Source organism: Alloprevotella sp. Lung230 (genome assembly GCF_014385435.1).
Classification (GTDB): domain Bacteria; phylum Bacteroidota; class Bacteroidia; order Bacteroidales; family Bacteroidaceae; genus Alloprevotella.
Window position 1 is genome coordinate 28,233 of the sequence record NZ_JACSUD010000019.1, and the last position, 13,078, is coordinate 41,310.

Sequence of the window (13,078 nt, forward strand, 5' to 3'; positions counted from 1 at the left end):
GCCTGCCAAAAGTCTCTACTCCGGCAGGGCGAATGGTTATTGATTAATTGTCAAAATTGCTATATAACCGATTGATTTTCACGGCACAAACGCCGTGTAAGAGCGATTGCCTCTTACTTTTGCCCTGCAAAGATACGAACTTATCCTCAATCGAACAAGACTTAACCGCTTATTTTTCAAGATTTTTCAGAAAGATTTTTTCGGAAAGATTTTCTCGGAAAACCTTTTCGCTCAAAAACAAAGCCTACAACGAAAGTCTCAAAAGCACTTTCGTTGTAGGCTGCAGAGGTTATTCCCAAGGAATCTTGTTCTCCCCTCGGCTGGTTCACTGCCAAGCCGCAGCAATGGCGGCCTGCAGTTTGGTGGCATCAGGGGTGTCCACATCATTGAAGGCAGCGGTCACCTTCCCTTCGCGATTGATCACATAAACCCGAGGAATCACGGCTTGGGCAAAAAGGCGATAGATGGCGCGGTCTCCCTGAGCAGAATAAGGTACGGTGAATTGCTGTGCCGTCCAATAGTGGGTCACATCGGCATCATTTTGTGCCCGACTGATGGCGACAAATCGCGTCTGAGCGAGAGGAGCAGCAGCGGTCTTCACCTGCCGATAGGCCGCTTCAAGTTGTGGCAGAAAACGGCGGCAATCGCCACAGGTGGTGTTGAAAAAGGTGATGACCGTCACCTTTCCTTCGAGTGTCCGACTGTCGAACGTCGTACCATCGTGGAGGGTCACTTGAAAGGCCGGAACGCGGTCGCCCACGCGGACAGTGTCCACCGGCTTAATACCATCTTCGCCATCGTTGCAAGCGGCCAACAACCAACCGCTCACCATGGCAAGCAGAAGCAATAAGAGATTTCGTTTCATCAGTTTGTCTTTTTTGTGTTTCAGTGTTTAGTGATGCCAACGTTCCAAAGTTTCGCTCAACGCTTTCCAGTGTTCGGGCGTCATGCTCTCAGCCGAAAACAGCGAGAGGCCACGTGCCCCGGCCCGCAAAGCCCCCTCCACAGCCTCACGCAGTTCGTCGGGAGTCAGTCCGGAGTTTTCGGGGTCGACCACGTTGGCTTTGTTGCGCCAATCGCGGCAGATGAAGAGGCCGCTATAGACAGGTTGCCCCCATCGGGCGCGGACGGTTTCTACCTCCTCGCGTGTGACCTCGCCCACCCAAGAGGCCGGACGCAGATAGAAATCGTTGTAGTTCATCGGGAAATAAGCATCCACGTGCCATCGGTCCCACTGCTGCCGCACCATGCGTTCGGCATGGCGCTTCGGCCCGGGAAAGACATCGGCACTCACCCGCTTGCCCTGTGCATGAACCGCGGCACAGATGGCATTCACGCAGCGCGTCACGTTGTCGCAGCGAAATTGCGCCCATTCCTGCACCTTCGAGGGGTCGGACACCGCACGAATGTCGATGCCCGTCTGCCGTCGGAAATCCTCCACGCAGTCGTCGCAATAGCAATAGTCAGCCGGAGGGTACTCCTCGTGCATCACCAGTCCGTACTTTTTCCACAAGCCTTCGGCCAAAATCACATCGGCATAGCGGATGTAGTCCAGCTGCACATAGTCCACCTCGGGAATGGCGGCCACACGGGCATATTGCTCGCACAGCCAGTGCACTACCTGCGGGTTGTGGGGGTCGAGCGTGGTGTAGTAGGGCACATAGGCCGGGCGGCGGTAGGCACTCTCGCCATGACGGTTGACGGCATACCACGTGGAATCGCAATCGGGCTGCATCATGGCCGGCGCCCATGCGTGAAATTCCAGCCCCTCTCGCTTGGCCACTCTTGCGGCCAAGGCAATCCGTTCCATCTGAAAACCAGCATTGAAGCAGACGCCTTTCACTTGATGGGTGCGAAGGATATGGAAATCGCGCTCCAAACTCTCCTCACTGATCGAGTCGTTCCAGTGCTGCCAGACGTAGACGGGCACATCGGCCGCAGCGGGCAGCATTGCGGCCCAACCTCCCAAGAGGTAAATCAAGAACAGAAAAAATGGTTTCATAAGCAGAAAGTTCTATGATGTCGGGACAAAAGTACGAAAAAAAGATGAGAAAGAGGATTTGAGCGTACAAAAGTAACTTTTCGACTGCCGTCCTCCTCGCGCGCGCGTTACACTCTATATAGGCCTATTTTATCCTTCACTGCCTTCACCCAATGCACAAATGGCTGAAATTCGGAGATTTAGAGGTGAAGGCAAAAACGCGATTTCCCTTCACCACTCCTGTGCCGAAATGCAGGGAGGGTGAAGGCAGTGAAGGAAAAAACAACGACTACGTGTAGTGTATACGCGCGCGAGGGAAAACGGGGAAATCATCTGTAGCACCCACAATCTCTGAGGTCAATCAATTTAGGTCTGAGGTAAATGAAACTACCTCTGAGGTAAATGAATCTGTCTCTGATGTAGTTGGCATGACGTCCTCTTTCGGGCAGGCCATGATGCGGAATAAAGCCCTGCCTCTCGAGACGAAATGTTAAATCCGTGTTAAAGTCGGGGGTGAGTGGCGTTTTTGATGGGCGAGATGTCTATATATCCATAGGGACACGTTCGCGAAAGGGATGTCCACGAAGGAGAGGGCTATTTCAGGAAAAGACCGATATTCGCTCCCATCGGAGAGGAAACGCACAAAACGAAAGGGGGCGGCACATCAACGAGGGGGTGGGGAGGGATGACCTTCCACCATCCATCCTCTCGGGGATGGATGGTGGACCGATCTCCCCAAAAAAGGATAAAGGCTACCTTCTTCCTCCTAACGCTCCTGCTGAGATAGACTCATCAGGAGCCTCTTGTATAATCCTCGCCCCTATCCAACCATTGCCATCTCTAGTATACACAATACCTTCACAGAAAAATATTTCAGGTACTCCCAAGAAATCATTATCTGTAATACTGGGTTTCATCTTTACTTTTGGAGTAGAACCGCCAAAGTTGATAGAGAGCTCCAACATAATATTTCTATAATACTTCAGGAAAGTATTATTGATTCTATAACCACCTCCATTCCATGTGATGTCATTACTAAAAAAACTATATATGGCTTTGTCATTCTCGGAAAAGAATTGTATCTGTTTCCCTGAATTACTTGTATCCAACCCTGAGAAGAAATGTATTCCTTTGTTTACGAGAAAGCGGTCAAGTTGCTTAGCTATTTTTTCAGAGGCTTTATTCTCCCCTAATACATTATAAACACTCTCTCCAATAATCGGGATAATATAAGAGCTTTTTGAGGGAATTTCATTATACTCTGTATTCCATTTATTTTGTATTCCTCCTTTAAAGTTATTTGTAGCTTCTGTGTAGCTTGTAAATTGATGATTACTAAGACTTTTCCATTGTTCTTGCAATATAGACTTATTGAATTTCATAAAGTCATTAAACGCAGGCTCTTTAATTTTTTGCTTTACAATCAATGAGGAAAGACCATAATAAATACCATCATCCCAATGCACCATTCTTCCCCAGCTTAGGCCATGCCAAAGCTTCTTCATGACTTTACAGTCAAGACCAATCGACACTCCAAAAACATAATCATATCTATACAACGAAACGTAAAGTTTCCTATTGGGATTTGACCTAAATCTAATTTTTGTATGATTGAGATAACTAGGAGAAAACCTGATAACCTTATCCGCAATATGGACTTTAACCGATCCAATCGTAGGAAATTTTTCAACATCTTCTCTCGTTAAATCATGGCCAGTTACAGCCCTCGTTATTGGCGAGCTTGGTATAATAACCTCATCTTCATCTTCATTGAAATAATTTTCATTCTCTATCGGATTAGAGGATTTACTGTTCCATATGCCGAAAGTATCTTTCAATTTTACGTTACCTAATTTCTTCAGGTCTCTGTCAACATTCTCGAATTCATCCACTTTCTCAATTGCCTCCTCCAGTTCTTTTCTATTAGAACGATGAGTAAAGAATGTTCCATTTTTAGTTATACGATACAAGGTGTCACCAACTATAATTTCCAAATTCTTATTTAAGAAATGTCTAATTTTTTCATTAGGAACAAGAAATCCTATTTCTTCTGTATTTTCACCCTCTCGTGATGGATTGTTATAGACATCTTCAATAGATGAAAAGGCTGTCAAAGACCTTGTTATATTTTTTGTATCATCATAGTTGTCGAGTGCTTTCTTGAAATCATCCTTACTATCAAAAGTCATAATTTCAGAGGTAACATCTTCATAAGATTTGAAGTCATTCTTTTCCACTTGTTCAGCAACATCTTCTGAACAGCAAGCGCACATAAGTAATCCGACAGAAACTGTCATTAGGTAATTTTCATTTGCATTTTAATTAAAACTTATAACCAAGACTTATATAAGGGTAAATTACTGCGGCACGGTCAACACCATACTCTTCTCTTCCCAAAAGGTCGTACCTACCCAATGCTACACCAGGATTGATTCCCGCACGTATCATAAGGCCCTGCTTAGATTGATAGCGATAGCCCAAGTCCAAAAAGCCAAATGTACCCGTTCTGTCATATTCGACTTCCCTATTAACTTTATCATGATACATGCAAGTGTAAAAGCCAAAACTGAAACCGATGCCAATTTCTGCCTGATGTCTACCTTTACCTATCAGATGATTTACTGCTATGGGGAAACTCCAACCTCTTGTGCGCTCTGGAGCAGACTCAAAAAAATCTTGAGATTTAGAATGGGTATAGGCAATACCGATTCTCCCCCCCCAAGAGGTATAATCATTAAATCGCGTATCATAGTGAACGCCCACCGAAGTTGACGATCCCAAAAATTCCACAAATATCCCTTGTTCTCGCTGAGCACATACAGTGTTGGCTATCATAAATCCAGATAGAAAAGCAAGTGTGTTCAAAAACTTCAAATTCATGGTATTTTTAGTTATGATGTAATACAGTTAATAGCAAAAATGATTTGTCCTGCCGTTTGTCTTGGTCGATTATTTGCGGCAGAAGCGGGAGGCGATGTCAGTGGCTGTGACATCGGACCATACGGAAGAGACGAAGGTTGGTGATGTGGGCGAACATCGGTCTCAAATACAACCACAGTGAGTCTTACCGATGGACGCCCTCTATTCGGAAAGTTTGTCGCCATAGCAGAGGTCGCCGGCATCCCCCAATCCAGGCACGATATAGGCCACGTCGTTGAGCATAGGGTCGATGGCGGCAATCCAGAGCGTCACATCGTCGGAGGGGAAGAGTTGCTTGAGACGCTCCACGCCCTCTTCGCAACCGATGACGGCACAGATGTGCAGGTGGGCGGGTGTGCCTTTCGTCAGGTAGGCTTGATAGGCCAGATTGAAAGAGCCACCGGTGGCCAGCATCGGGTCGACCAGCATAAAGGTGCAACCATCGAGGCAGGGGGAGGCGATGTATTCGACACACACCTCAATATCTTCCTTGCGCCCCTCCTTGCGATAGGCACTCACAAAGGCACTGTCGGCCTCGTTGAAGACGTCCAAAAAACCTTCGTGGAGGGCAAGGCCGGCACGCAGGACGGTGCCGATGACAATACGGTCGTCGATGGTGTTGGCTTCGGCTTGGGCAAGAGGAGTCTGCACCATCTTGCGGCTGTATTGCAGGGTACGCGACACTTCATAGGCCATGGCGTGGCCGATGCGACGGAGGTTTTGACGAAACCAGGCGCGATTCTTCTGAATGTTGATGTCGCGGAGTTCGGCAATGTAGTTGTTGATGACGCTGTTGTGTTCGGCGAAATTGATTACTTTCATAGACTAATCGGGGTTGTTCAAGTGTATAAGTAGGTATAGAGAAAAAGATTCGGCGACTGTGGGCGCAAAAAAACTCCCCTTGGAGATGTCGAGACGGCATCTCCGAGGGGAGGCGAAAAAAGAATTAGTGTCGCTGTCGGCGCACGGAATAGGAAGTAGATGAAGGTGATTTCTTGGGTTTAGGCGTTTCGGGCTTGGTGGTGACTTCGGCCTTGACGGTGGTGCGACGTGTGCGGCGTGTGCGGCGCGGTGTGTCTGCCGCTTCGGAAGGTGGCGCATCGGCGGCAGAAAGCGAGTCTGTCTTGACGGCATCGGGAGTGGTCGGTTTGAGGTCGTTGCCCCAAACGTGGTCTTCAAACTCTTTGAGTTCGCCCTCGATGCGCGTCCGCTCCTTGACCTGTGCCGAGTCGGTCACGGCATATTGCGCGATGATGCGGTCTTGGAGGTTGGTGGTCTTGTAGATGTCGCCTTCGTAGCGATTGGTGGCGAAATAGTCGTCGGCCGAAATCTCGGCAGCGTTGTTGAGGTTGCTGCCCATCAGGGAGAGTTTGGCGAGATGAGGAGCGGCTTCCTCGTAATTGACCCAGAAGAGGGGAATCTGCTGCTGTTCGCTCTCCCCAAATTCGCTGGTGCCGCTCACCACAACCGGGCAGAGAGCGGTGACTTTGGTGCGGAAGATGGCAGTGCGCTGGTCGTAGTAGACACTCTCTTTGAGGAAATAGACTTTGACATCTTCGGAGGGAAGGTCGGCATCGTTGAGTCGCATTTTGCCATCGACCGACTCATAGAAGATGTGGTTGTCGTCGAGGATTTTCTTGCCCTTCACCACATGGGCCTCATCGAAGTGCTCATTGGCATCGCGCGTGTATTCGTAAGCCTTGATTTTGTTGCGCAGGATGAGGTGGAAAAGATAGACAAAAAGATTTTCACGCCCATTCTGTGGAAAGATGGGATAGTAAAGAGGTGCATTGGCATCTTTGCGCAAGTCCACCCGACGGTAGACATCACGCCGCCACACCACGTCCTGCGGCATGGTTGCAGCCGTGGGAAACTCGCGGATAGAACCCAAAGCTGCAGCGGAACGCGACTTTTCGGCCGCGGGTTTTGCTCCGTTTTGAGTTTTGTCCGTAGCGGCAGCTTCTCGCTGTCGTGCCGGAGGTTGCGCCACCCCGTGGAGGGCGAGGAGGAGCAAAAGTAGGCTGAAAATACGTTTCAAATTCATGAGCGTGGAAACGAGGATTTTTAGTTGATGATGACTTCGAGCGCTCCGGAGAGGGTGCGCTCAATGCCGTCGGGGCCGATGGCGCGCACGGAACTGATGTAGAAGCGGTTGTTGCGCGAAAGGCTGCGGATGATGTTGCGCTGGTCGTCGGTGAAGTCGGCACCGGCAGAACGGCGTTGGATGGTGTTGCCCAAGCGGTCGAAGAAGACGCACTCGAAGGAGAGAACGCGGAAGGGGATGTTGAGCAGGCCATCGTCGATAGCGGCACCGAGACGCTTGGCACCGATGATGTTGCCTTTGGCAATCTTACCGCCGCGGAACATATCGTCGCCCACGGTGATGTAGGCCGTGGGGTCGGGAAGTTTGCGCACTTTGAAAGAGAACGCGCCCATGGTTTGCGATTTGCCGCCCACTACACCGGTGACGGTGAAGGAGACGTCTTGTCCAACTTTGGCAGGACGCGCCACATATTTTCCATTGCCGCGCGAAACGAGGCTGCCGCCGCTCATGGCTACCGAGATTTTATCGGCCGACACGCCGGAGGCGCTGACGGAGATGGGGTTTTCGTAGCCGGCATAGAGGACGTTCATCAAATCGGCCGCCACAGTGGCACCCACCGGAGGAGCGATGACGTTGTATTTCTGCTTGAATTCCCGTCGCACGATTTCGCCGGCAGCGTTGGGCATGGAGATGTAGCCGCCGAAAGTGTATTCGCCTGGTGCGCCCACGTGGAAATTGTATTGGCCATTGGCACTGATGCGGCGACCATTGACGTAGATTTCGGGGCGCTGGGTGGTGTCGACGGCTGCCATGAAGATGTGGCTGCGAAACTCGTCGCCGGGGAAGAGCGTCGTGGATTCGGGCAGCACGTAAGCGCTCAGTTCATTGACGCGGATGTCTTTCACATCAATGTTGGCGGCCAGTGTGTGAATGACCTCGTTTTCGGCCTTGCGCACATCGCTTTGCAGTTTGCTCAACATCGTGATGGCAGCGATGGAGGGCATGGATTCGAACATGTACTCCTGCCAATTCTTTCCGATGTTGTCGGGGGAGGCGGGGACATCGGTGCTGAGGTTGGAGGCAATGATGGCTTTCTGTCGCGCATCGGTAACGTTGCTCAGGATGAAGTTGCGATAGGCATTGATTTGCTTGAACAACTTTCGGCCGTGTTGCGAAACGGGATTGAGCAGGATGGTGGCCGCGGCGTCAAGGTCTTCCTTGTTTTGGATGTTGCGCGGATCGCCCTCTTTGCCGTCCGTTTCTCGGGCAATCGCCCATTTGTAAGTTTCAGCCATGGCACAAAGGCTGTCGGAAGCTCGCTTCACGGCCAGTGCACGGTCGTACCAAGGGCGCACTTTGGTAGGGTTGGCTTTGAGTTGTGCTGCAAAATCCTCGTAGATGGACTTATTCTCCTTCTCTGCGTTGGTGATGGTGCGGTCGAGGCTGTCGCCCACCAAGACAAAGCCCTTGAGAACGTCCTGCGAGACGTTGAGCGCCAACATCGCCATCAGTACCACGTACATGAGGTTGATCATCTTTTGGCGCGGAGACACCGGTTTTTTCTTGGTTGCCATGCTTTGTGAGTGGGAAAGAGAAAGTTTGCTATTCTTGTGTGCCGGAAGCAGCTGAGTCACTTGCAGAAGCAGCGGCCATAGGGTTTCCCATGACGTTGAGCGTCTGCATCATACGGGCATAAATGCGGTTGACCTCTTCGATTTTGGCCGCCAGTTGCTGGGTTTGCGCGTTGATATCTTCAATCGTGGTGACTTGGCGGGAGATGGAGGCAAAGTGGAGGTCGTAGACCTTGTTGATGCCAATGAGGGTGCGGTTGAGATTTTCCATCTCTTGTGAATCGCGAGTGAGCCGGGCACTCTGTTCGTCGACCTTCGAGAGGGTTTCGTTGAGGGTACGGAGCTTTTCGATGTAGTCCTGTGTGGCAGCCTCCATCTCGGGCGAAAGCACGGCTTGAGCACGGCGGAGGAGTTCATCGTTGGCCAGTCGGATGATGGTGGCCAGTTTGTCGGCTTCTTTTTCCACGGTGGCAGTACCTTCGGGGGAGTCGAAATGTGCAGATACAGCGGTTTGAAGCGGTGCTACGGGCGTTCCGATTTCGGCCGTGGGCGAAGCCGCAGGAGTAGGAGAAATAGAAGACGGAGAAGCAGAAGTGCCACCACCTACAACAATCACGGTACCCGAAGCCCCAACAATCCCTCCACCTACAACAGAAGTCGCCGTGGGAGCAGTTTGGCTTTGCACAGCATCGGCCGCAACAGACGTAACTTTGGGAGCGGTTTCGAGGGTTGCGGTTTCGGAAGCGATGGTTTCGGAAGCTTCTTGGTCGGCTAAATCTGAGGTTGCTTCCCAACCTTCGGCACGCTCAATCTCTTCGTCGGACTCAAAGTCGTGTGCCAATTCCTTGTCGATTTCTTGTTTATCGAAAGGACGGTCGAAAGCAGCGAGGAAGAATACCACGGCCTCTGTGCCCATACCGATGAACAGCATGAAGTTACCGCCCGGAAGGTGGGTGAGTTTGAAGAGCGCTCCCAAAATCACGATGGCAGCTCCCCACGAGTAGGCATAGTTCAGGAAAGTTTGTCCGGGCACACTGTCCATCCAGTGTTGCAGGCGCACAACGATGTTGAGTTTAGACATAATAGATAAGGTGATAAGGTGAAAGAAAACAATCCCTCACCAAAAGTTATCGTCTCTTTTTGATTTCAGCATTGCTGCTGGCGGTGGCGGCTTTGGTGAGCACACAGCGGAAGCCCACAAAGGAGCGGGGCTGATTTTGATATTCCCACGTGCGCCATGCCGAACGGATAAAGGAAAGGGGGTCTTTCCACGAACCACCGCGCACGCTCTTACGCTTGAGGAAGTAAGGGTCTTCCTTTGCGGCTTCGTAGCGCAACTCCGGATTGACATCGGCCATCGACTCCACACCGGCTTCAGTGAAAACGGTGTTGGTCCATTCGGCCACGTTGCCCGCCATATCAAAGAGTCCGTTGCTGTTGGCGCCGTAAGTACCTACGCGAGAAGTGATGAGGTTGCCGTCTTCGGTGTAGTTACCGCGGTCGGGCTTAAAGTTGGCGTAGAAACACCCCTTTTCGTTCTTCGTGTCGGTCGTCTCCCAAGGGAAAGGATTGCCTTCACGTCCGCGGGCGGCATATTCCCACTCGACCTCCGACGGCAGGCGGTAGCGCTGGAAAAAACGCGCTTCGGGGCCCATCGCCCGCAGGCGGTGCTCGGTGCGCCAGGCACAGAAAGCCTGTGCCTGCTCCCACGTCACGCCCACCACGGGATAGTCGTTGTAGGCCGGAGAAGAGAAGTAGTTTTTCATGTACATCTCGTTGTGAGCATTGGGAAAGTCGTTCACCCACACGGTGGTGTCGGGATAGACAGCCACGATATAGGTGTTCAAAAAGTCGTAGGAGGAGGAGAGGGGGCGGTTGATGGTTTCGCGCACCACACGGCCATTGTCGTCGACATAGGCGGTGTCTTTCGAAATCATCACCTGATCTTCGGGATTTACGCTCACATCGGTGTTGAGCACACGCTCTTCGGGATTGAGGCGGTACTTGCGCAGTGCCGCCTTTTCGTAGTCGAAGATTTCGTAGCGGAAGAGCATCTGGCGCTCATCGAGCATTTTCGTGCCGTCAATGTGGGTGGTGTAGAGGCTGTTGATGGCACGCTCCTGGTCTTCATTGGGTTTGCGCCAAGGGAGGGGTTTGTTCCAGTTGAGATGCGGCTTCACAGGATCGCCATAGCGGTCGGTTTCAATCTTGTAGGTTTCATCGCCCCCGAAGGCCGGGTCGGCCAGTCGCTCGCGGAGGATACTGTCGCGCACCCACTCCACAAACTGCCGATACATCGAGTTGGTCACCTCGGTTTGATCCATCCAAAAGCCATCGACCGAAATCTCACGATCGGGCACAACGGTGCCCCAAAGCGAGTCCTGCTTGCCAAGACCCACTTTCAGAAAACCGCGTTTCACTTCGACCATACCATAAGGCGTAGGTTCCATGGGCGTAGCAGAGCGACGTCCCACCACCTCACCTCCATTGCGCATGGCAGCCCCGCCTCCGCCAAAGCAGGAAACGAGCGTTGCGGTGGAAAGCAAACCGATGACGAAAAGAAGAAGTTGCTTCATATTGTGATTGAATAGAAGAGTAGATTGAAAAAACGATGAAAGCCGGCCCACCTATACCTTTTCACAGCCACCGCACACTTTTGTGCAGGTTGCGAGTGCGACGACCGAGGTTAAGGTCCATCTTGTAGCCTATGGTGACTTCGTGCTGTCCGGCACCGACGCCCATACCCGAAGTGTTGGCTTCGTAGCCGTAGGTGATGTCGACCCCACGGAGCGTACCGCCTACAAAAAGGCCGACGCTGCGCCCCGGGGCATAGTTGAGCCCGCCGTAAAGGTGGCGTTTCTCAAAGGAATAGTTGCCGCGGAGGGTGAGGTCGAGGCGATAGTCGCTCAAATCGGTGCGCAACATCGCCGAGGGGGTTATCGTAAAGAACGGACTTTGAGTGGCGATATTGTATGCTGTGCTGAGATTTAGCAATCTTTTCACTTCCATCCGGTAGGTTTCGCCCATCTCGACCGTCGGAGCGAGCAGGTGGAGCGCCGAAGCGCCAACGCGCAGCGGCCCTCGCTCGAAGTGCAAACCCAGAGAGGCATCAAAGGCAGAACCATTCACTTTGCTGGAGGGGAAAGCGGGATCGTTGCCTGTCCCTAAATCGGCTTTCGAACCATCCAAATCTTCCTGCAACATGTCGGCTTGCACACCGATGGAGAGGCGACCGCCCCAAATCCGGTGGTGGTAGGCATATTGCAGGGCAAAGCGCTTGTGAGAGAAGAGGCCGATTTCGTCGTTGAGGAACGAGGCGCCCACACCGTGGTTCGTTTCGCCTAAACGAAAAGCCATATCGGCCCCTGCCCACATGGTGCTGCCCGCTTGGCTAAATCCCGAGGCGTGAGTTTGCACCGCACCGTTGATCGAAAGTTGCGGCGACCGCCCTACGGCAGCGGGGTTCCAAAGGGTTTCCACCCGCCAATATTGCTGAAAGGCCACATCTTGCTGTGCCTGCACACGCCCAAAGCCCGCTCCGAATACCAGAACGAGCAGCCACAATTTGCAGCACAGGAAGGAAGAACTCATCCGATGCCCAATGCGGCAAAAGGAGTGTCTCACGACAGAGACCCACCGGTGGTTTGAAATGTTCAACATATTTCTTGGCCACAAAGTTACAACATTTCGCGCGTTCACCCAACGATTGCCCGCATCTTTTCGCTTTTTCACGCATCGACCTTTTTTCTCATATCTTCCTTTTTCCGGCGGTTCTCCGAAAACTGCAACATCATTCTCCATTCTTCTCGCGTACGCGCGCGCGTCCCTCTATATAGTCGTCCCTTAAAAAGCTTTGATAAGTGAAAAGTCATTCTTCCCCTTCCTCTCGCTTATTATTTTGAGCAGCGACAAAAGAACTCTCATGGCTCTTTTGAAGTTGTAAGCAGCTGCAGCCATCAGTATGTTTACAGTGTCTCCTACCACACCTTTGTAAAAGTTGCGGCCTAAACGATGATCTGCTTTCAAATGTCCAATGGTAGGTTCTATGCCTGCCCGCTTGCAGAATAGTTTGTGTTTCTTGCGCCTTTGATATCTGCTCTCTGATGGCTTGGGGCTGTCCGGTATTAAAATCTGAGTACCATTCACCTCTTTCCTACCTCGATAACCTCTGTCCCCTGCAAGTATTTTAATCTTTCGTTGTGTGAAACGTTCAACTTGCCCTAACGCAGCTTCTATCGTGTGTCCGTCATATTCATTACGAAAAGACATCGCACCAAGAATGATACCCGTAGCCGAACGTATGATGGAGACCTTGTTGCCGAATTCGTACTTCTTGTGTTCTTTTCCCTTACTGATACATTGCACCTGGGCTTCGTGAATGGAATAAAGCTTTTTGCGACTGTTACGTCTTTATGAAAGAATGGTTTGAAATCTATCAATGAGTTCAGTGTAGAGAGAATTCTCTCCAAGATTGCGCTTGAGCTCTCGAACCAACCGCCCGGCTATTGTCCGCAATTTTCGGTCTGCTCTCAGTGCCTTCTTGCGATTCTTGGGGTGATTGCG

10 protein-coding genes and 1 pseudogene are annotated in these 13,078 nt (G+C 51.3%); all 11 read right to left on the reverse strand.

Annotation, left to right across the window (positions count from 1 at the left end):
• Positions 1 to 325: 325 nt before the first annotated feature.
• Entirely contained in the window at positions 326 to 865 is a 540-nt protein-coding gene (locus H8527_RS09020) for a TlpA disulfide reductase family protein (RefSeq protein ID WP_187547537.1), read from the reverse strand.
• Between the two features lie 27 nt (positions 866 to 892).
• Positions 893 to 2,002, reverse strand: a complete 1,110-nt coding sequence (locus H8527_RS09025; protein ID WP_187547538.1) for a hypothetical protein — start codon at positions 2,000 to 2,002, stop codon at positions 893 to 895.
• A gap of 731 nt (positions 2,003 to 2,733) precedes the next feature.
• The gene (locus H8527_RS09030) at positions 2,734 to 4,278 is read right to left on the reverse strand and encodes a hypothetical protein (RefSeq protein ID WP_187547539.1); all 1,545 of its coding nucleotides are present in this window, start codon (positions 4,276 to 4,278) and stop codon (positions 2,734 to 2,736) included.
• 25 nt (positions 4,279 to 4,303) lie between these two features.
• Positions 4,304 to 4,861, reverse strand: a complete 558-nt coding sequence (locus H8527_RS09035; protein WP_187547541.1) for a hypothetical protein — start codon at positions 4,859 to 4,861, stop codon at positions 4,304 to 4,306.
• Between the two features lie 201 nt (positions 4,862 to 5,062).
• Positions 5,063 to 5,722, reverse strand: a complete 660-nt coding sequence (gene upp, locus H8527_RS09040; protein WP_187547543.1) for a uracil phosphoribosyltransferase — start codon at positions 5,720 to 5,722, stop codon at positions 5,063 to 5,065.
• A gap of 124 nt (positions 5,723 to 5,846) precedes the next feature.
• Entirely contained in the window at positions 5,847 to 6,938 is a 1,092-nt protein-coding gene (gene gldN, locus H8527_RS09045) for a gliding motility protein GldN (protein WP_187547544.1), read from the reverse strand.
• A gap of 26 nt (positions 6,939 to 6,964) precedes the next feature.
• Positions 6,965 to 8,518: a gliding motility protein GldM gene (gldM, locus tag H8527_RS09050; protein WP_187547547.1), complete on the reverse strand. Its 1,554-nt coding sequence runs from the start codon at positions 8,516 to 8,518 to the stop codon at positions 6,965 to 6,967.
• Between the two features lie 28 nt (positions 8,519 to 8,546).
• Positions 8,547 to 9,596: a gliding motility protein GldL gene (gldL, locus tag H8527_RS09055; RefSeq protein WP_187547549.1), complete on the reverse strand. Its 1,050-nt coding sequence runs from the start codon at positions 9,594 to 9,596 to the stop codon at positions 8,547 to 8,549.
• A 46-nt stretch (positions 9,597 to 9,642) separates the two neighbouring features.
• Positions 9,643 to 11,091, reverse strand: coding sequence for an SUMF1/EgtB/PvdO family nonheme iron enzyme (locus tag H8527_RS09060; RefSeq protein ID WP_187547555.1), 1,449 nt, complete (start codon positions 11,089 to 11,091; stop codon positions 9,643 to 9,645).
• 61 nt (positions 11,092 to 11,152) lie between these two features.
• Positions 11,153 to 12,106, reverse strand: a complete 954-nt coding sequence (locus H8527_RS09065; protein WP_187547557.1) for a PorP/SprF family type IX secretion system membrane protein — start codon at positions 12,104 to 12,106, stop codon at positions 11,153 to 11,155.
• A 252-nt stretch (positions 12,107 to 12,358) separates the two neighbouring features.
• Positions 12,359 to 13,078, reverse strand: a pseudogene (locus tag H8527_RS09070) (transposase); the annotation flags it as partial.